Origin of the sequence: Streptomyces sp. NBC_00440 (genome assembly GCF_036014215.1) — a bacterium.
Classification (GTDB): domain Bacteria; phylum Actinomycetota; class Actinomycetes; order Streptomycetales; family Streptomycetaceae; genus Streptomyces.
This window is the reverse complement of record NZ_CP107921.1, coordinates 3,339,380-3,359,629: the sequence shown is the minus strand read 5'-3', so window position 1 is coordinate 3,359,629 and position 20,250 is coordinate 3,339,380. Positions and strand designations below refer to the sequence as shown.

The 20,250-nt window shown below is 69.2% G+C and carries 15 protein-coding genes; 8 read left to right on the top strand and 7 right to left on the bottom strand.

Going from position 1 to position 20,250, the window contains the following annotated elements; translation table 11 throughout:
• Window positions 1-46: 46 nt before the first annotated feature.
• A complete protein-coding gene (locus OHB13_RS14975; RefSeq protein ID WP_328377438.1) occupies window positions 47-1,018 on the bottom strand; it encodes a hypothetical protein in 972 nt (323 codons plus the stop codon).
• Window positions 1,015-3,255, bottom strand: a complete 2,241-nt coding sequence (locus OHB13_RS14970) for a hypothetical protein (RefSeq protein ID WP_328377437.1) — start codon at window positions 3,253-3,255, stop codon at window positions 1,015-1,017. The genes OHB13_RS14975 and OHB13_RS14970 overlap by 4 nt, the downstream gene beginning before the upstream one ends.
• A gap of 460 nt (window positions 3,256-3,715) precedes the next feature.
• Between OHB13_RS14970 and OHB13_RS14965 the strand changes: the two genes are divergently transcribed.
• The 6 genes from OHB13_RS14965 (at window position 3,716) to OHB13_RS14940 (ending at window position 11,078) form a co-directional block, all read left to right on the top strand.
• Window positions 3,716-4,348, top strand: coding sequence for a LysE family translocator (locus tag OHB13_RS14965; RefSeq protein WP_328377436.1), 633 nt, complete (start codon window positions 3,716-3,718; stop codon window positions 4,346-4,348).
• A gap of 163 nt (window positions 4,349-4,511) precedes the next feature.
• Window positions 4,512-4,769, top strand: a complete 258-nt coding sequence (locus tag OHB13_RS14960) for an acyl carrier protein (protein WP_266855928.1) — start codon at window positions 4,512-4,514, stop codon at window positions 4,767-4,769.
• A 17-nt stretch (window positions 4,770-4,786) separates the two neighbouring features.
• Window positions 4,787-6,178: a TrpB-like pyridoxal phosphate-dependent enzyme gene (locus OHB13_RS14955; protein ID WP_266855929.1), complete on the top strand. Its 1,392-nt coding sequence runs from the start codon at window positions 4,787-4,789 to the stop codon at window positions 6,176-6,178.
• 30 nt (window positions 6,179-6,208) lie between these two features.
• On the top strand, window positions 6,209-8,122 hold the full coding sequence (locus tag OHB13_RS14950) for an FAD/NAD(P)-binding protein (RefSeq protein WP_328377435.1): 1,914 nt from the start codon (window positions 6,209-6,211) through the stop codon (window positions 8,120-8,122).
• A 96-nt stretch (window positions 8,123-8,218) separates the two neighbouring features.
• Window positions 8,219-9,901 (top strand): AMP-binding protein, encoded by a 1,683-nt coding sequence (locus tag OHB13_RS14945; protein WP_328377434.1) that lies wholly within the window; start codon window positions 8,219-8,221, stop codon window positions 9,899-9,901.
• Window positions 9,902-9,962: 61 nt separating this feature from the next.
• Complete coding sequence (locus tag OHB13_RS14940) at window positions 9,963-11,078, top strand: ADP-ribosylglycohydrolase family protein (protein WP_328377433.1); 1,116 nt, start codon at window positions 9,963-9,965, stop codon at window positions 11,076-11,078.
• A 76-nt stretch (window positions 11,079-11,154) separates the two neighbouring features.
• Here OHB13_RS14940 and OHB13_RS14935 read toward each other — a convergent pair whose 3' ends face one another.
• Complete coding sequence (locus OHB13_RS14935; protein ID WP_328377432.1) at window positions 11,155-12,738, bottom strand: sodium:solute symporter family protein; 1,584 nt, start codon at window positions 12,736-12,738, stop codon at window positions 11,155-11,157.
• A 367-nt stretch (window positions 12,739-13,105) separates the two neighbouring features.
• Window positions 13,106-13,933, bottom strand: coding sequence for an SDR family oxidoreductase (locus OHB13_RS14930; protein WP_328377431.1), 828 nt, complete (start codon window positions 13,931-13,933; stop codon window positions 13,106-13,108).
• Window positions 13,934-14,025: 92 nt separating this feature from the next.
• Here OHB13_RS14930 and OHB13_RS14925 point away from each other — a divergent pair, with 92 nt between their 5' ends.
• Window positions 14,026-14,943 (top strand): hypothetical protein, encoded by a 918-nt coding sequence (locus tag OHB13_RS14925; RefSeq protein WP_266855941.1) that lies wholly within the window; start codon window positions 14,026-14,028, stop codon window positions 14,941-14,943.
• 181 nt (window positions 14,944-15,124) lie between these two features.
• Here the strand turns inward: OHB13_RS14925 and OHB13_RS14920 are convergent, their stop codons facing one another.
• The 3 genes from OHB13_RS14920 to OHB13_RS14910 all read right to left on the bottom strand — a co-directional run bounded on the left by OHB13_RS14920 (window position 15,125) and on the right by OHB13_RS14910 (window position 17,353).
• Window positions 15,125-15,334, bottom strand: coding sequence for a DUF397 domain-containing protein (locus OHB13_RS14920; protein ID WP_328377430.1), 210 nt, complete (start codon window positions 15,332-15,334; stop codon window positions 15,125-15,127).
• A gap of 191 nt (window positions 15,335-15,525) precedes the next feature.
• Window positions 15,526-16,383 carry a helix-turn-helix domain-containing protein gene (locus OHB13_RS14915; RefSeq protein ID WP_266855944.1) on the bottom strand — a complete coding sequence of 286 codons (858 nt, stop codon included), beginning with the start codon at window positions 16,381-16,383 and terminating at the stop codon, window positions 15,526-15,528.
• A 256-nt stretch (window positions 16,384-16,639) separates the two neighbouring features.
• On the bottom strand, window positions 16,640-17,353 hold the full coding sequence (locus OHB13_RS14910; RefSeq protein WP_266855945.1) for a GOLPH3/VPS74 family protein: 714 nt from the start codon (window positions 17,351-17,353) through the stop codon (window positions 16,640-16,642).
• Between the two features lie 193 nt (window positions 17,354-17,546).
• On the opposite strand from OHB13_RS14910, the gene OHB13_RS14905 reads away from it, so the two are divergent.
• Window positions 17,547-20,171: a D-alanyl-D-alanine carboxypeptidase gene (locus OHB13_RS14905; RefSeq protein ID WP_328377429.1), complete on the top strand. Its 2,625-nt coding sequence runs from the start codon at window positions 17,547-17,549 to the stop codon at window positions 20,169-20,171.
• Window positions 20,172-20,250: the final 79 nt, after the last annotated feature.

The following is a 20,250-nucleotide window of genomic DNA, read 5'->3' as shown; positions in this document are numbered from 1 at the left end:
AAACCATGACAGTCCGGCCATATGGCCTGCTTCACCTGGCGCCGGCTCACTCCTCCCCGCGGTCGATCTCCTTCAAGTTGGCCGCGTAGACGTCCTCGCCGGTGCGGTCCTCATGCCGCCGGCACTCCTGGACGGCTCTGCGCGTCCAGGCCCTGGCCTTGTCGCGTTCGCCCGAGTGGAAGTGGTTCAGCCCCAGCAGGCCGCAGAGTTTGCCCAGGAAGCGGCGGGCGGACGCCTCGTCGGGGAGTGCCTCCAGCTCTTCGAGCAGTCGCAGCAGCACCTGGGCGCTCTCCGCGAACCAGGCCCGGTCGCTGAGCTGTTGTGCGTGCGTCAGGGTGTCCCGGCAGGCACCGAGCCGGTGTCCGTCGGGCGTGCCGCGCCGCAGTTCGCGGGCGGTCACCAGGTCGTCGAGGATGGCGGCGGCTCTCGGCGCGCCCCGGTCTCCCGTACGCAGGGCCAGGTCGTACGCGCGGCGGCCGTGCTCGATGGCTGTGTCGAGGTCGTCCTGCTTGGCCGCGTGCGTGGCCAGGCGGGAGTGGATGACCGCTGCCCGGACGCCGTCGGCCGGGACCTCGCCGAGTTCTTCGCGGAGCAGCGCGCCGGCGGCCTCGAACTCCCCGTCCTCGGCGAGGATCTCCGCCTCGTGCAGCCGGTCCGCCGAGTGTTCCGGTGAGGGGCCCGGCTGGTCGGCTCCCGACATCTGGCGCAGGGCGCCGGAGCGGCCCAGCCCGTCCAGTTCGCGGGCGATCCGCTCGACCGTCATCGGGTAGGGGCGCATCGCGTTCATGTCCCGGCGGAAGCTCGCCCGCAGTTCCGGGGGGACCCGCAGCCATTCACCCCGGCGGGCGTCGAGTTCGGCGGCGTGCTGGCGGCACAGTGCGCTGAAACCGGCGTGGTCCCCGCCCCGGTCGGCCACGCTGAGAGCGCGCAGCACACGTCCCAGCTCCCCGTCGACGAACTCCCCCACATGCGGCACCTTCACAGGGGTCGTGGGCTTCATCGGGTTCGTAGGATTCATCGGACCGGGGCTCCCCACTGCAGCAGATGTTCGTACAGGTGCATGTACAGGAGCCCGGCCGGGTGCTCGTACCCCGCGCCGTACCCGGACAGGAGGGCGCTGTGCGGTGCGCCGGGCGACACATCACCGACGACCTGCGCCACGTTGTCGGCGACGAAGTCCAGGGACACGGTGATGACCGGGAGGCGTGCCTCGTACACCACGCGGCACAGCGCCTGGCCCACCTCGTTCGCCACCGGCCCGGACTTTCCCACCACCACCCACACGTCGGCCCGGACGGGCTTCGCCCGCAGCCGCCCGTACGGCAGGTGCCCCACGGGGACGGGGTCCAGCGCGGTCCAGCTCCCGGAGACGACCGTGACGTGCAGGAGCCTCTCCAGCTCCGGGTGGTGCCGTCGTACCCAGGACGAGATGAGGACGGCTTCCCCCTCGCATTCGGCGACGACCGCGACGTGACAGGTCGGTGCGGCGCCGCCACCGGCAGCGACCGGCCGTTGCGGGACGTGCCAGTACGGGGTTACGTCCGCAGGTCCGGCGTCGGCGTGCCCGTCCTTCACGTAACCACCGAGGTTGAGACCGGCCCACCCGTCGAGGGAGCCGATCACCCGGACCGGCCGCTTGCCCTCGACCGGCTGGGACCCCGTGTAGTCGGGTGCCGGAATCAGGACCTGGTCCTCTCCCATGTCAGGCAGCGGAACCACACCCGTGGCCAGGGCCTGCCGGCTCCTGCGGCCGTTCGGTACGGCGAGGGAGAGCATCCGGTCGTAGAGGTACGGGAGGTCGCCCGGGTCCGCCATGGACAGTCCGAGCCGGCGCACACACTCCTCGCGCGTCTGCACCCGGAACAGTTCGGTGTCCAGCAGCCCGCGCCACATGACGAGTTGGCGGTCTTGCACGAGGCTGCGCAACGACTCGGCCTCCGTGGTGGGGCCCGTCGGCCGCGCCGGTCCGTCCGTGAGCAGTACGTCGGGGGCTCCGCCCATCGTGAGCACCAGCGAGGTCGTTGCCTCCAGGCTGCACCAGGCCCGGCCCAGATAGTCGGCGACGTCGTCCAGCAGCACCAGGGTGCGCCCGGCGAACTGCAGCAGGGACAGGGATTCGAGTGTCCGCCGGAACAGCGCTTGTTCCTCAGGGGTGCGTGGGGCCTGTGGCACGCAGCTGTAGTCGTACCAGAGATGGATCCGCTCCAGCAGCGGCCGCAGCGAGGGCAGAGCGTCGATCAGGGCACGCAGGCGCCGCAGGCCGACGTCGCCGGACGCCTGGGCCGCACCGAGCTCGACCGCGTCCACACCGACCCGCTCCACCTCCTGGGCCACCGGTACCAGTGAGGTGTCGTCCAGCGTTTGCCTCAGGACCCCGACCAGCAGGCACTCCGTCAGGTCCGAACCGGCCATGCCGACGGGCATCCCCATCGCGGCGTGAGCCACCCGGCGAGGAGTGTGCAGCCCACGCCGGTGGGCGACCAGGACCGCCTCGCACAGCGACGCGAACAGATGCCAGGCGACCAGCCGCGCCTGGGTGCCGTCCGGGTCGGGCTGTTCCGTATCCAGCCAGCGGTGCGAGACGAACACATGGTGCCGGCCGGGGAAGACTCCGCGCGCCAACCTGGACGCCGCCTCGTGCATCGTGGGGAAGCGCGCGTACCCGATGAGTTCGTCCAGCGGCAGCCAGCGCGACTCGGTGAGTTGCCGCCACACCGACATGGTGGGCTGGGGGATCATGTCCCGCGGCTCGGCGATCGCGTCCAGAGTGCGGTTGGGAACCGCCAGTGGGAACCTTCCGGTGACCTCGCCCCCGGGTTCGGCCATGGTGTAGAGCAGCCCTCGCTCGATGCCGAACCGGGACCGCCCGTCCTGAGCGACGAGCCGCCGGTGGGCCAGGAAGTCGTGCTGCCCGCCGAGCCGGACCAGGTCGGCGGGCAGTCCCGCCCGTTGCTTCCGGCGCTCACGCACCGCCAGACCCGCCAGGGTCTCGACGCCGAGGTAGGGGACCTGCGGGCAGGCGCACAGGTAGCGGTAGGCGATGTCGTCGTACGTCCGCTCGCCCTCACTCGGGCCCTCACCCCGGCCCTCGCCACCGCCCTCGAACCCGCCCCCGCCTCGCGCGTAGGCCAGCGCCTTGGCGGCCGCCTCACTGGCGCGCCGGACGTGCAGCAGCCGGGGATGCCTGCGTAACTTCTCCGGCGGGATCGGCAGCATGGCCTCGATGCCGTCGGTCGGCGGTTCGCTCGGGGACAACCAACTCACCTCTCTTCAAGGGGTGTTGTGATGTGCCCAGTGTCGCAATAAGTTGCGTAATGAGACGGCCCTTTGGCGCTGTGGGTCCGTACATGGCGAGTTGGCCGAGCGGATGGCGCCCGGGGCGCGTTCACCGGCGTCGCGCTGAACAAGCACTCTCCAGCATGTGGACGTGGTCACGGCAATGGCTGAATGTGCACCACGCGAACCGGCGTATCCGTCGTGGGGAGTTCGCGGTCGCACTTCGGGTGACTGAAATTCGATCTTACTGACCTGTAACTTCGGCTCTTGTGCTGATGCGTCCTTCAACAAACTGTTGCCTGGGCTACTCGAAGCGGCTAGCGTTCCACTCAGTTGGGATCAAGAGCCGGGGCGTGGGATCTCTGAGGGGAATTCGATTGGACGCGTATGCGTTAGTGCAGCACCCCGGCCGAATGGCGATCGGTACTTTGGCAGTCCTATGGTGAACGGGGTTTTCATCGCAACGGTTTTCGCGATGGTGGCCGCGCCCGGACCGTCATTCATGGTGTTGGTGAATGAGACATTGCGCCGTGGACGCGGGGCCGGTCTGGTGACCATCCTCGGCAGCAGTACCGGGCTGCTCATGTGGGCGGCGGCCTCCGCCCTCGGGCTGGCCGCGCTGACACAGACCTCCGAGCTGGTGTTCACCGTCTTCAAGCTGGCGGGCGCCTGCTACCTCTGCTACCTCGCGGTCATGACCGTGCGCAACCGGCGGAACTTCGGCCACCAGCAAGCGGAGGAAGTTGAGGAGCACGGCACGGCCGGCCTCTGGCGGTCCTACCGGTCAGGGCTGGTCACCAGTGTCGCCAACCCCAAAATGGCCACCGTCTACCTGGCGTTGATCCCGCAGTTCCTGCCCACCGGCGGCGGTTCGCCCGCCGACGTGGTCACGCTGACCACGGTGCAGATCATGATCAGCGCCGCCTGGTACGTGGTGGTGGTCGCCCTCGTAGGCCTGGCGAGACAGCTGCTGGTCATGCCGAAGGTACGGGTGGGACTGGCCTGGGTGAGCGGGGCGGTCCTGCTGGTGCTCGGGCTGCGCACCGCGGTGATGACGGGCCCCATGGTCTAGCTGACAGGACTCCGGACGATGGGCCCCGGAGATGACGGCCCCGGAGACGACGGGCCCCGGGCGGAACTGTCCGGCGGAACCGGCCTGCCGGAAATTGGCTGCCGGAAATGGTCTGGCGGAACGGCCGGAATAGCGAAGAACTGTCCAGGGAAGAGGGATTGTCTTGACGTCTCCTGAGAAAGTTGAAACTCAGGTGTGCGGGATCATCAGAGCCGCACTCGGCCCGTCCGCGCCGGCCGAGATCGGGCTTGATGACGACCTGCACGGACTCGGTATCGAATCGCTGACGATTCTTGAAATCGTCGTCCGCGTGGAGCAGGAATGCGGCATCACGATCGGCGACAGTGAGATATTCGAGGCCGCGCTGCGGCGGGTCGGCGATCTCGTGAAGCTGGCCCAGTCGCACGTAGGAAACTCCTAGAAAGAGGACCGGAACCAATGGTGCATTCGGCAGAAGCCTCGCTGACCGCTGAAGAAATCGTTCCCACGCACTGGTACAACGTGCTGTCCGACCTCACCGGCGTCGAGGACGCGGCGAAGCTGCGCCAGGCCAGGCCGGAGACCCGCCAGGACGGCGGCGCGGTCACCCCGCAGATCCCGTTGTCGATGTACCGGCAGAGCATGGGCCGGGAGCGCTTCGTGGAGATCCCGCAGCCGGTGCGTGAGGAGTATCTGCGCTGGCGCCCGACCCCGCTCAAGCGGGCCCGTGGGCTGGAGCGGCTCCTCGACACCCCCGCCCGGATCTACTACAAGTACGAGGGCACCAACACCACGGGCAGCCACAAGCTCAACACCGCGCTGGCACAGGCCTATTACTACAAGCAGGCCGGCATCACCAGCCTGACCACCGGCACCGGTGCCGGCCAGTGGGGCTCGGCCCTCGCCGTCGCCTGCCGCATCTTCGGCATCAAGTGCACGGTCTACATGGTCCGGGTCAGTTACGAGCAGAAGCCGTACCGCCGGATCATGATGGAGATGAACGGGGCCGAGGTCATCTCCAGCCCCAACAAGAACTCCGAGGCGGGCCGCGCCGCGCTGGCCCGCGACCCGAACACCGACGGCAGCCTGTCCATCGCCAACGCGGAAGCCTTCGAGCACGCCCGCCAGGTGGAGCGCTGCAACCTCTCGGTGGGCAGCGGCGAGAACCACGTCCTGCTCCACCAGACCGTGATCGGCCAGGAGGCCGTCCGGCAGTTCAACGCGATCGGCGACTTCCCGGATGTGGTGATCGGCTCGGTCGGCGCGGGGAGCAACTTCTCCGGTATCGCCCTGCCGTTCTTCCACGAGAAGGTGCGCCAGGGCCTGGACACCCGGTTCGTCGCGGTGGAACCGGAAGCCTGCCCCAAGCTCACCAAGGGCCGGTACGCCTGGGACTACAACGACTACACCGGCATCACACCGATGACGAAGATGTACACCCTGGGGCACACCTTCGTCTCGCCCGGCATCCACGCCGGCGGCCTGCGCTACCACGGCGCAGCTCCCCTGGTCAGCGCGATGTACCACCAGAAGCTGATCGAGGCGGTGGCCTACCCGCAGCGCCCGGTGTTCGAGGCCGGCATCACCTTCTCCAACGAGGAAGGCATCATCCCGGCCCCCGAGTCGGCGCACGCCATCCGGGCCGCGATCGAAGAGGCGCTGGTGGCCAAGAAGGAGGGCAAGGAGAGGGTCATCCTCTTCAACCTCAGTGGCCACGGGCTGCTCGACCTTTCGGCCTACGAGCAGTTCCTCAGCGGGAACATGACCGACATGGCGGCATCGGACGAGTTGATCGCCGCATCGCTCGGCCGTCTGCCGGCCATGTCCGACCTGGGCGCGGAAGCGCGCTGAGGACGGACTCCAGGGAGGGGGTGACAGGCCGTGCGACACCTGACCGACAAGGTGCTGGACGTGGCGATCGTGGGCACCGGTCCACGCGGGATCTCGGTGTTCGAGCGGATCGCGGCCAATCTGACGGCCGAACCGGAGCCGCGGAGCATCAGAATCTGGCTGATCGACGCGGTGGAACTGGGGGCGGGCCGGATCTGGCGGACCGACCAGGAGACCTGCTTCCTGATGAACACCGTGGTCGGTGAGATCAGTATGTTCTCCGGGGTCTCCGACGGTGAGCGCTGCCGGCCGGGCGCCGGCCTGTCCTTCCTGCAGTGGCTGCACTCACAGCCGGACCCGGCGCTGTCCGTTCTCGGCCATGACGACTACGCGCCGAGGTACGCCTACGGCAGGTATCTGCGGTACGTGTACGGCTCGGTGGTACGCGGTATGGCCGGGCTCGGCGAAGTGGTCGAGACCGTCGGCAAAGTGACCTCCTTACGGGAGAACGGGCACAGCTACGCACTCCAGGTGTCCACCGTGGAAGGGGAGTTCACCGTCACCGCCGACGCGGTGGTGATCACCACGGGGCACGCACCGGCGGAGCTCTCCGATGACCAGCCCGAACTGACGCGGTTCGCGCGGGACAGGCCCGGACTCCGCTATCTCAGCGGGGATTCGGCCGCCGACCTGGACCTGGCCTCGATCGAGCCGGACGCCGCTGTCGGTGTCGTGGGCCTCGGCCTGTCCTTCTACGACATCCTGATGTCCTTCACGCTCGGCCGTGGCGGGACGTTCGAGAAGAGCGCCGACGGGACGCTGTCGTACGTACCGAGCGGCAAGGAACCCAGAGTGGTGGCGGGCTCGCGCAGCGGACTGCCGATCCGTTCGCGCGGCCGCAACCAGAAGCACGTGACCGCCCGCGCGGCACCGGAGTTCCTCACATCGGCCGCCGTCGGCCGGCTGCGCGAGCGCAACATGGCGCACCGGGGCAACCCGGCCCTGGACTTCGACCAGGACGTGCTTTCCCTGCTGGCGGCCGAGATCAACCATGTGTACTACACCACCCAGGCCAGGACCCAGCACGGACCGGAGTGCGCCGATGCCGTCGCCGCCGAACTGCGCGCACGGGGACCGGAACTGGCGAGCTGGCGCGAGGTGGCTCTGCGCTACGGACTACAGGACGTGGAGCCGGTCGACCTGGACCGGCTGTCCAGACCGTTGCAGGCCAAATGGTTCGACTCCGCTGCCGGCCTGGTCGCCGAGGTCAGACGCATCCTGCTCGCCGACATCGCGGAGGCCGGCCAGGGCAACAGGGACAGTCCGCTCAAGGCCGCGCTCGACGCCATCCGGGATTCCCGCGAAGTGCTGCGGCACGCTGTCGACTTCGGCGGCCTGACTCCGGAATCCCACCGGACCGACTTCCTCGGCCGGTTCGTCACCCGGACCTCATCGCTGTTCACCGGCCCGCCGCTGGAACGCACCGTGCAGTTCCTGGCGTTGATCGACGCCGGAGTGCTCGAAGTGGCCGGTCCGGACGTGGTGTACGGATGCGACACCGGGTCGGGCCGGTTCTTCCTGGAGTCCCCGGCCGTCGAGGACTCGCGCCGACACTGCGATGTCCTGATCGACTCGCGGATCCCGGCCGCCGGCCTGGTCCGCAACACCGATCCGCTGATGCGGCAGCTGGCCGACGAGCGGCTGGCCGTCGGGTTCGTACACGACGATGCCGGGGAGACATTCGAAACCGGCGCACTGCACATCACCCCGGCCGAACGCCGGGTGATCGCCGCCGACGGCCGGACGCACCGGGCCGTCTACGCGCTGGGCATCCCGACCGAGGGGGTGTGCTGGTTCACCCAGATAGGCAACGGCCGGCCGGGCGTACCCACCTCGTTCTCCAGGGACGCCGACGTGATCGCACTCAGCGTGCTGCGCCGGGCCACGTCCGACGCCTTCCAGTGACCAACGCCTGTCACTGACCAACGCCTTCCAGTGACCAACGCCTTCCAGCGACCGAAACCTTCCGGCGGTCAACGCCTTCCACTGATCGGGGACAAGTTGTCCGGGCAAGACGATGCGTACCGGGAGTTCCGGGCCGCGCGGGACCTTCTGCTGCACCACGCCGATGACCAGGACGCCGCGCGTGCGGCGTTCAAGTGGCCACGGCCCCGGTGGTTCAACTGGGCGATCGACTGGTTCGACCGGATCGCCGAGGGCAACGACCGGGTGGCCCTGCGCATCGTCGGCCAGGGCGAGCTGACCTTCCAGGAACTTTCCCGGCGTTCCGACCGGGTCGCCGGCTGGCTGCTTTCGCAGGGCGTACGCCGGGGCGAGGTGGTGATGCTGCTGATGGACAACCGGATCGAGCTGTGGGAGCTGATGCTCGCACTGATCAAGATCCGGGCCGTCGTCGCACCCGCCTTCATCACCATCTCGCCCGAGGAACTGCGTACGAGGATCGGCAGGGCCGGAGCGCGGCATGTGATCGCCGACCACCGGATCGTGCCGGGACTCGCGGTGGACGGCCTCGTGGACGGTCTCCAGGCGAAGATCATCGTGGGCGGGGAGCACGAGGGCTGGACCGGCTTCGCCAACTCGGAAGGGCACGAGGGCGGTTACGTACCGGAAGGCCCCACCGAGGCCGACGAGCCGCTGTTCTACTACTTCACCTCCGGCTCCACCGCACGGCCGAAACTGGTGGTGCACACACACGTCAGCTACGCGATCGGGCATCTGGCGAGCATGTACTGGAACGGGCTGAAGCCAGGGGATGTGCACCTCAACGTCTCCGCCCCGGCCTGGGCGAAGTACCCATGGAGCTCGCTGTTCGGGCCCTGGAACGCCGAGGCCACCGTGGTGTCCATGGACAGCGCCGACGCCACCCCGCAGCGGCTGCTCGAAGTGTTGCGGAGCGGGACGGTCACCAGCTTCTGTGCGCCGCCCAGCATCTGGAGGGCACTGATCCGGACCGGGCTGCCCGACGGCCTGCCCGGGTTGCGGCACGCGGTGAGCGTCGGCGAGCCGCTCATGGGCGACGTGGTCGAACAGGTACGCAAACTGGCCGGGGTGACCGTCCGCAACGGGTTCGGGCAGTCCGAGGTCACCGCGATGGCCGGGGTCACCGCCTCCTCACCGGCGGCCCCGGTCTCCATGGGCTACCCGCTGCCCGGCTACGAACTGGTGGTGGTCAAGCCCGGCACCGACGAGCCGGCTCAGGAGGGAGAACTCTGCCTGGACCTGTCCAACGGTCCGGTCGGCATGATGAGGGGCTACCTGGACCCGGAGGACAACGCCACCAGCCACACCCCGGGCGGCCTGTACCGGACCGGTGACCTGGCCCGGTGGGACAGCGACGGGTCCCTGGTCTGTCTCGGTCGGCGCAAGGACGTGTTCGAGGGGCCGGACGGCGTGCCGATCGCGCCCCTGGAACTGGAGCACGTGCTGGTGCTGCACCCCGCCGTCGCCGAACTGTCCGTAGTGCCGGTGTCCGAGGGCACGGCACTGCTGCCCAAGGCGTACGTCGTGCTCTCCGCCGGGTGGAACGCCAGCCGGGCCACCGCCGAGGTGCTCTTCGCGTACCAGCGGGAACAGCTGCCCGCGCCCAAGCTCGTACGGTTCGTGGAGTTCGTGGACGGCCTGCCGCGCACCGAATCGGGGAAGGTCCAGCGAGAGGCCGTGCGGTTGCTGCGGAGGTCCCGGAACGTCGAGTACACCGCCGAGCTGCCGACTGCCCAGGCGTAGTTGATCAACGTACGGATCGCGCTCTTAAACGGTCGCCCCTGGTCGATTAGAGTGCTCCGCCATGAGCGCATCAACCACTCCCCTCTGGGGCCGCACCGAGCAGCAGGACTTCCGCAGCCGGGTGCGCGGATGCCTGCTGGGCGGTGCGCTGGGCGATGCGCTCGGGGCGGGTGTCGCGGGGCAGGGGCTCGACGCCATACGCGAGACCCATGGGGCCGGCGGCCTCACCGACTTCGTCGCCGTGTACGGCAGACGCGGGGCGGTCACGGCCGCGACCCAGCTCTCCCTGTTCACCGTCGACGGTCTGATACGGGCGCAGGTCCGGCGGGACACCGGTGCCTGGCATCCGCCCACCGATGTGTACCGGGCCCATCTGCGGTGGGCGGCGACCCAGCGCGACTGGGGCCCCGACGAGCGCCGCACGGACAACGGCTGGCTCGCCTGCGAGGAGTGGCTGTACACCCGCCGCGACCCCGAACGGAGCTGTCTGACGGGGTTCGGCGACGAGGTGATGGGCACCCTGGACAAACCCAGGAACCCGGAGGCGCGCGACGCGTCGGCCGTCAGCCGGTCCGCGCCCTTCGGGCTGCTCGTCGGCTGGGAGCCGGGGCTCGTCTTTCAACTGGCCGTCGAATGCGCCGCGCAGAGCCACGGCCACCCCACCGGCTACCTCAGCGCCGGGGCGCACGCCGTCATCGTGCACGGGCTCGCGCGCGGCGAGAGCCTCGACGCGGCGGTGCAGCACGCGCTGGGCCAGCTGACCCCTCGCCCCGGCCACCAGCCGGTCACCGACGCCCTCCAGCACGCGCTCGGCGCCGTACGCCAGGGGATGCCCAGCCCCACCCGCGTCGAGTCGCTGGGCGACGGCGAACTGGCCGATGAGGCACTCGCGATCGGGGTGTACTGCGCGCTGGTCGGCGAGGACGTACGCCATGGGCTGCGCCTCGCCGTGAATCACAGCGGCCCGTCCCAGGCCACCGGCGCCATCTGCGGCAGCCTGCTGGGCGCCCTGCACGGCGAGACCGCGCTGCCGCCGGGCTGGCTCGCGGAGCTGGAGGGACGTGCGACGGTGCTCCAGCTCGCCGACGACTTCTCGATGGAGATGACCCAGGGCCCGGCGCTGCACAGCCCGGCGCTCACCACACCGGCCTGGCTCTCCCGCTACCCGAGGGGATGACGGGCTGAGCCGACCGGCCTGGCGGACGCCACCGCGTACGTACAGCCGCGCCGCGCCCCCGGTCAGCCGTCAGCCGTCAGCCGTCAGCGCCTTCGCGCCCCCGCACCTTCGCGTCGGCCGCGCCGCCCTGCGCCGGTACGGCAGCGGCCGACGCGGCGTCCGGGCCGTCGCCGTCCATGTTGACCTTCGCGATGATCGCGTCGCGCTCCGGTGTGTCCTCCGGCTTGATGAAGCCGATGAGGATGTAGAGCACCAGTGAGATCGCGAGTGGCAGCGAGACCTGCCACTCCAGGGCGACGTCCGTGTTGGTGGATCCGTCCAGGTGGTAGTTGGTGAAGTAGAACGCGAGCAGCCCCGCGGCCCAGCTGACCAGCGCCGCCGTCGGCCCGGACTTCCGGAACGAGCGCAGCAGGCCGAGCATGAACGGGATCGCGATCGGGCCCATCAGACCGGCCACCCACTTGATGACGACCGAGATGATGTCCTTGAACGTGGGCGAGTTGATCTGGGTCGCCAGCGCCATCGACAGGGCGAGGAAGCCGAGCGTCGAGATCCGCGCGGCCAGCAGCCCGGTGCGGCTGCTCCACTCGCGGGCCGACTTGGACATGGCCGGGGCGATGTCCCGGGTGAAGACGGCGGAGATGGCGTTGGCGTCCGACGAGCACATGGCCATTGTGTGCGAGAAGAAGCCGACGACGACCAGGCCGAGCAGGCCGTGCGGCAGCAGCGACTCGGACATCAGCGCGTACGCGTCCGACGCGTCCGGCTTCTGCGCGTGCACCAGCAGCGGCGCGCACCACATGGGGAAGAAGAGGACGGCGGGCCAGACCAGCCAGAGGACGGCGGACAGCGTGGCCGAACGGGTCGCGGAGCGCGGGGAGTCGGTGGCCATGTAGCGCTGGGCCTGGTTCCACATGCCGCCGTTGTACTCGAAGGTCTTGATGAAGAGATACGCCAGCAGGAACGTCATCGTGTAGGGGCCGGCCGTCGGGTCGGTGTGGCCGCTGGGGAGCTTGTCCCAGACCGTCCACAGCGTGCTGAAGCCGTCGAGCTTGCCCATGGCGGCGACCAGCATCGCGACACCGGCGACCAGCTGGATGATGAACTGCCCCAGCTCGGTGAGCGCGTCGGCCCACAGACCGCCGACCGTGCAGTAAATGGCCGTGATCACACCGGTGATGAAGATGCCCTGGGTGATGGTGATGCCGGTGAAGACGGCGAGCAGGGTGGAGATGGCCGCCCACTTGGCACCGACGTCCACGATCTTCAGCAGCAGCCCGGACCAGGCCAGCGCCTGCTGGGTCTGGATGTTGTAGCGGTCCTTCAGGTATTCGAGCGGTGAGGCCACATGCAGCCGGGAGCGCAGCCGGTTCAGCCGGGGCGCGAAGAGCTTCGCGCCGATCCCGATGCCGATGGCGATCGGGAGCGACCAGGTGACCATGGATGTGAGTCCGTACTGGTACGAGATTCCGGCGTACCCGGTGAACATCACCGCGCTGTAGCCGGACATGTGGTGGGAGATGCCCGACAGCCACCACGGCATTCTGCCGCCGGCGGTGAAGAAGTCGCTCACGTTGTCCACACGCTTGTGGGACCAGAAGCCGATCGCGATCATCACGCCGAAGTAACCGATGAGCACGGTCCAGTCGAGACTGTTCATGTGCCCCCTCCAGGGGTCCGCCTGTACTGAGTTCATCTCGATGAACCGCGATGGAACCTCGATGAACGGGAAACGCTTCGCCAGTACGTCGATCGGGCGGCGCCCCCGTGCGGGACCGGGGGCTTCACGGATTGAACCCTCTGTGCCAAGGGCCGGTCAAGGGTTCAGCGATCACAAGTATGAACAGGGGTCAGTAAGTCGAACGATTTTGCGTCCTCTTGACTCACGGACCCGTTGCTCTCGGAGTGACGGGGGCCACACCATGAGCGGGCACTTCGCCAGCGGCAGCCATCCGGAGGCAGAACGGCAGGACCGCACGGGATGCGGGTCCCGTGCGGTCCGAGAAAAGGAGGTCCAACTGAGCTGTTCAGCGCATCAGTTCACCGGCATTGACTAGCAGCGACTGCCCGGTGATGGCCCGCGCGCGGTCGGAGGCCAGGAAGATCGCGGCGTCCGCCACGTCACCGTCCGTCGCCAGCTCGGGCAGGGCCATCCGGCCGGTCAGCCGGCTGAGCACCTCCGCCTCGGGGACGCCCTCGGTGTGCGCGGTGAACTGGACGAACGCCTGCACCGGCGGCCCCCACATCCAGCCGGGCAGCACGGTGTTCACCCGGATCCGGTGCGGCCCCAGCTCGCGCGCCATGGAGTACATGGCCGAGGTGAGCGCGCCCTTCGACGCCGCGTACGCGGCCTGGTGCACCTCTGACGGTGCGGCCACCGCCGACTGTGTCCCGACGATGACGACCGATCCGCCCCGCGCCTTGAGCCCGGGCAGGCAGGCCCGTGTCATCCGCAGCGTACCGAGCAGGTTGACGTCGATGACGCCCTGCCAGGTGGTGAAGTCGGCGTCCTCGATCCCGCCGAAGTAGCCGTCCCAGGCGGCGACATGGACCACCGCGTCGATCCCGCCGAACCGCTCGACCGCCAGCGCGGCGAGGGCGTCGCACTGTGACTCGTCGCCGATGTCCGTGGGCAGATGGGCGGTCCGGGTGCCCGAGGGGTCGATCTCGGCGGCTGCCTTCACGAGGTTCGCCTCGGTGCGCGCGCCGAGTACGGCGTTGCCACCGTCCCGTACGACCGCCGCGGCCACCTGGTGGCCGAGCCCGGCCCCGACGCCGGACACGACGACGGTCTTCCCCGCGAGCGCCGCGCCCTGCGATTCCGTGGGGCGGGATTCCGTGGCACGGCTTTCCATGGTGGGGCCCTCCGGACTCTGGCAGTTTTCCTGACGGAGCGTCAGAGTAGGTCCGTCCAGCGGTGGAACGGAAGAGGGAGGACGGGGTGCCGATGAGCGAGAAGTCAGGGAGCGGAAGCGGAACCGGGAGCGGAAGTGCGGCGGTCGGCGGGGGTGCGGGCGGCGGGCAGGCGGCCGGTGGCACCCGGAGCGAGGTGTACGGCGAGCTGGCCTCGGTCGGGCCGTACGGGGTGCGGCCCGGCCACGCCCTGATCACCATGGTGGAGCCTCATCCGGGCCATGAGTACGCGTACAACCGGTGGTACGAGGACGACCACTTCTACGCCGGTGCCATGGCGATGCCCTGGATGTACTCGGGCCGCCGCTGGGTCGCCACCCGGGAGCTCCAGGAACTGCGCTACCCGGAGAAGTCGGCGGTCGCCCAGCCGGTGACGGCCGGCTGCTACATCACGACGTACTGGGTGACCGAGGGCCGCTACGACGAGCACATGAAGTGGACCGTCGGCATCAACAAGCGGCTGAACCGGGACGGCCGGGTCTACCAGGACCGTACGCATGTCTTCACGTCGTTCCAGGACCACGAGGCGACGGTCTACCGGGACGGGGCCGCCGGGCCGCGCGACTTCCACGCGCTCGACCATCCGTACGCGGGTCTTGTCGTCGAGGTGGTCGACGCCGAAGGACCCGAACAGCGGGCCGAGTTGCTGGAGTGGCTGCGGGCGAAGCATCTGCCGAAGCGGCTCGCGGGCGGGCCGGCGGCGATGGTGACGATCTTCCGGCCGACACCGCTGCCGAGCGACCGGATGGCGTATGTGAAGCAGGTGGAGGGGGTGGACACCCGGCTCACGCTGCTCTGGTTCCTGGAGACCGACCCGAGGGAGGTCTGGGAACAGTCCTTCACCGGGCTCGACGGGGATCTGGCCGAGCGCGGGCTGGGGCGGGTGGAGCTGGTGGCGCCCTTCGTGCCGACCGTGCCGGGAACCGACCGCTACGTCGACCAACTGCGCTGACCGGGGCGGCTGCGGCGGCTGTTCAGGACCGGCGGCTTCGGCTGGGGCGGGCGGCCTTGTCCGGACAAGCGGCCGGTCATGGCCGGGCCCGCCCGGTCATGACCGAGCCCCCTCGGCCGGGACGGCGATCCAGTCGAGAGGGCTCTTGTTCAACGAGCGGGGTGACCATGGGGGCCGGGGATCAGTCGAGAGTGAACGCGCCCTGGCCCACTTCGTTCACGAAGCTGTTCCACGAAGCGGGAACAAAGGTGATCGACGGGCCGTCGGCGACTTTTGAGTCCCGCACGGCGATGGCCTGCGTGAGCGGTGACTTGACCTCGACGCATGCACCATTACCCGTGGAATACGAAGACTTGGTCCAGGACTCGGTCGCACCCTGCTGAATTGCCATGTTCGCTCCGGTATGCAGTGGTCGTGTGCGCCGCCGTTCTCGGTGGCGTGGTCGACGCTACTCGCGAACTCCGCTGTCCGAGACGGCCGTTCACCCGACCGGATGGCTTATGCCGGTTCAGTCTTCCGCTCCGGGGCAGCTGGGGTGTACCGTGCCGACCTTGAATCCAGGAATCGGACATAGCTGGCTATTCAGCGTGCGTAGCCCTTGGCGATATCCATGATGAACTGCCGCGTCTGATCCACGTTGAGGGCCTGCGCGCGCAAGTGCTCATACATCACGCTGTACTTCTGCACATCGTGCGCTTTCTCCAGATAGAGGTCGCTGGTGACGCCCTCGATGTAGACCACGCTGGAGTCCGCCGCGTCGGGGAATTCCAGAATGGCGTACTGGCCGTTGATGCCGGGGTGCGCGCCCACGGCGAACGGCAGTACCTGCACGGTGACATGGGGGAGCTGGGACAGCTCGACGAGGTGTTCCAGCTGGGCGATCATCAGCTGCTTGTCGCCGATGACCCGGAGCAGCGCGGACTCGTCGATCACGACCCAGAGCCGCAGCGGGGACTCGTCGGCGCTGACCCGCTCCTGGCGGCGCAGCCGGACCTGGACCCGCTTCTCGATGTCGGTCACGGCGGTCTCCGGCAGCGCGCCGGCGATCAGGGCCTCGGCGTACTGCTTGGTCTGGAGCAGCCCCGGGACGACCTGCGGGTCGTACACGCGCAGGCTGGCCGCGTCGGTCTCCAGGCCGATGTAGACGCTGTACGGGATGTCGCCGAAGGCGTGCCACCAGCCCTGCTGGCGGGAGTCCTTGGCCATTTGCATCAGCGAGTCGACGATCCGGACGTCCTCGACCTCGTACACGCCGCAGAGGTCGCGGACATCGCGCTGGCTGATGGAGCGGCGGCCGTTCTCCAGGCGGCTGATCTTCGACTGGGAGACGAGCAGGCGCTCGGCGACCTCCTCGGCCGTCATGCCCTTGAGCTCACGGAGCCTGCGCAGCTCCTGGCCGAGCCGGCGCCGCCTGACAGTGGGATTGACGTTGGACGCCACGGGAACTGCACCTCCGGCATTGACGTACTGAGCCCTACCGCGATGTGCCCGGTAGGTCTTACTGCTCAGCAGATTGCCACCAATGCAACGCGCTGCGCTGGGAAATGGCCAGAGAGTGAGCGCGCGGGGCCGGCGACGTGCCGGCCCCGCGCGCTCGTGTTGCGGCTCCCGAACCGGGTCTTGGGGACGTCGGTGCGGCGGCTCTGATGCTCGTTCGTGCTCGTGGTGCGGTTGAGCTCACCCGGTGCGGCTGGGCTCAGTGCGCCGCCACGCGGGCCATGGACCCGTGGTGCGACTGCATCGGCGCGGCGTTGCCCGGTGCCGGTGCTGCTCGGCGCGGCTGTGCCACCGCACCGTTCTGGACGTCCATGACGGCGTGCGCCACGAGACCGCCCATGGGGTCGTGTCTGATCAGGTCCCGGAGGCGGGAGCGTGATGAGCGCCCCTCGTTGCCGGGGTAGAGGTGCTTGCCGAGCCCCACTGCGTGAGCGAGCGCGGCGAGCGCCGCGGTCCGCGGGTCCGGCGGTACGCCGGTGCGGATCGCACTGTCCAGCCGGGCCCTGATGTCCCGGCTGATCGCTGTCTCCGTCGCCTGGTAGCGAGTCGTCGGCAGCACTCCGCACATCTGGCCCGCCACGGCATGCACCATGCCGCACCGCTCCAGATGAGCGAGGTAAATCTGGCGGAGCCCCAGCCGGGGCCCGCCGATCCAGTGAACTGCCCGGACCGGGCTGCCGCGCCTGCGCAGCAGTTCCAGTGCGGAGTCCAGTGTTGGATCTCCTGTCGGCCGTGCCATCACCACGGCGATACGATCCCCGTCCGGGGCTATCCGTCCTGCCAGAGCCAGCTCTACTAGCTGGGCTCCGGCCAGGCCGAGGTCGAGCGACTGCGGCTGCGCTGTGGTACCCGTGGTCGGGTCCAGAGCGAGCAGTAGAAGCTCTTCCGGAATCGTTCTGCGGCTCCTGCCCATCCATGCCTCCCCGCGTGGATGAGTGACAGGGTGACCCCTCTCACATTGGTCTGTCGAGAGCGCCTGGGTGTTTTGCACCGGAATCTAGATGTATGTCGTTCTCGTCCGGTGCAGCGGTTAAGCGCCCACACAGGACACTGGTAGATGGTTCGGACAGGCGGGAATTCCCGCGCGGCGTATCCAGGAGGCATCGGTGGCGGGCGAGTCCCCCGACAAGTCGGAGCAGCGGAAGTCGTCAGAGGGAACGGCTCCCGGTACGAGCGATCCGAGGCTTGCGGTCTTCCGCTCGGTGCCGGATCCGGAAGCGGGCGCGGCGTCCGGGTCGCAGTCGGGCGACGCACGGCTGCGTGAGGCGGTGGCCGCGTGGGTCGCGGCGGCGGACGAGCCGGCGGGTGACCCGTCGGGCGAGTCGGCGGACGGGCCGTCGGACGGTTCGTCGGACGGGAAGGATCCGTCGGGCGCGGACGGTGCGGCTGGTGCGGCTGGTGCAGCCGATACGTCTGGTGCGGATGGTGCGGAGGGTGCTGCGGAGGAGGCCTCGAAGACCCATGTGATGGCCGGGTCCCCTGTCGACACGCCCGAAACGACCGACGAAGACGAATCCGACTCGAACGCGAAGTCGACGGGTGAGGGCGCTCAGGGCGCTTCCGGGGCCGCAACCGCGTCCGAGGCGCCTCAGGGTGCCCCGGAGGGCGCGGGGGCGCACACGGGCGCTTCAGGCGGCGCGGACGACCCCGCCGAGGCGAACGGTGACGCGGATTCCGACGATGCGCCGGAGAACGCGGCGATCGGGACGGACGGAACGAGTACCGACACCACGAGCGACACCACAACGGGCACCACGGACGCGAAGGCATCCGAGGGTGCTGGGTCTGGGTCTGGGTCTGGGTCCGGGTCTGGCTCTGACGCGGACTCCGGCGCCGGTGCGGATGCGGACGACGCCGGGGCTGAAGCGGAAGCCGACAAGCCGGCTGCGAAGCCTGCTGCCCGTGCGGACGCAGAGTCCGACGCCGACGGGAAGACGGACGCCGACGCCGAAGCGGATGCCGCGACCGCCGACACCACCGCCGGGGACACGCCCGGCGCCACGTCGGACGCGAAGCCGGAAGCCGAGCCCGACGTCGCAAACGCAAAGTCCGCCCCGAAGGGCGATGCGAAGGATGACGCGAAGGCCGAAGCGAAGGCCGAAGCGAAGGGCACCCCAAAGGCAGGCGAGAAGGCCGACGAGAAGGACGCCCCGAAGGCCGACGACGAGGCCGTCGATCAGCCCACCGGTATCTTCCGTGTCCCTTCCCGCCCCGTGATCGACCGGCCCACCACCACGCTGAAGCGCAGCACCTTCGTGCCGCTGCGGCCCGACGACGTACCCGGTGAGCGGAAGAAGCAGCCCGCCCCGGTCCCGTCGCCCGCCAAGCCCCCGGCCGGGATCCCCGCCGCGAGCAGCACCACCAGCGCCACCGGTCCCACCGCCACCGCGGCCGGTGCCGGTGCCGCGCAGCCGGGCGTCGTCGAGCCGACCCGGCAGCTGGCGATGCCGCCCAAGCCGCCGCTCGACCTGCTCGCCGAGCTGACCAACAAGCCGGCCCCGCCGGAAACCCCGGTGCGGACCGTCGTCCGCCGGTTCAAGATCTGGACACCGCTGGTGATCCTGCTGCTGATCATCTTTGCAGTCGTACAGGCAGTCCGGCCGCTTCCCGATCCGAGCCTGACCCTGACCGCCGCGCCGTCGTACTCGTTCGGCGGGTCCAAGGTCACCCTGCCCTGGCCGAGCGAGGGCCAGGGGAAGATCTCCGTGGCGGGGCTCGGCACCGTGGACGGTTTCGGGGACGAGAAGCCCGTGCCGATCGCGAGTATGGCCAAGTCGATGACGGCCTACCTGATCCTGCAGGACCACCCGATGAAGCCCGGTGCGAAGGGCGCGTCGATTCCGGTCGACGCCACGGCGGAGAAGGAAGGCCACTACGACAAGACCGGTGGTGAGTCCACTCTCAACACCATCAAGAAGGGCGACGTCCTCTCCGAGAAGGACGCGCTCAGCGCGATCATGATCCCGTCGGCGAACAACGTCGCGCGGCTGCTCGCCCGCTGGGACTCGGGCTCGGAAGCGGTGTTCGTGAAGAAGATGAACGACACCGCCAAGAAGCTCGGCATGACCAACACGAAGTACACCGACCCCTCGGGGCTGACCGCCTCCACGGTCAGCACGGCTGCCGACCAGGTGAAGCTGGGCCAGGAGCTCGTGAAGATCCCGGCGTTGATGGACATCACGAAGCTCCCGAGCTGGACCGACCCGTCGGGCAAGACCTGGGGCAACTACAACCGGCTGGTCCCCTACAACGGTGCGATCGGCATGAAGACCGGCTCCACCACCAACGCCGGTGCCAGCCTGCTCTTCGCCGCGGAGCAGAAGGTCGGCGGCACGACGCAGTACATCGTCGGAGCGATCCTCTCGCAGCACAAGACGCCGATCATCGACACGGTGAACGCGGTGAGCAAGACAGCGCTGCTGGCCACCGAGTCCGCGCTCACCTCGCGGAACGTGGTGAAGAAGGGCGAGGTCGTCGGTTACGTGGACGACGGGCTCGGCGGGCAGACCCCGGTCGTCGCCACCAGGGACTTCGAGGCGGCCGGCTGGGCCGGTCTGAAGGTCGACATCAAGATCGGCAACAGCAAGACGATTCCGCACTCGGCGAAGGCCGGGACGGTCGTCGGCCAGCTGACCGTCGGCTCCGGACCGGGCAAGGTCTCCGCCCCGGTCGCCCTCCAGAAGGATCTTCCGGAGCCCGGCTTCGGAGCGAAGCTGACCCGCGTCGGCTGAGCGCCCGACCGGGCACCTCACTCCGGCATCCATCAGGCGCCCGGTCAGGTGCCCAACCAGGCGCCCGACCAGGCGCCCG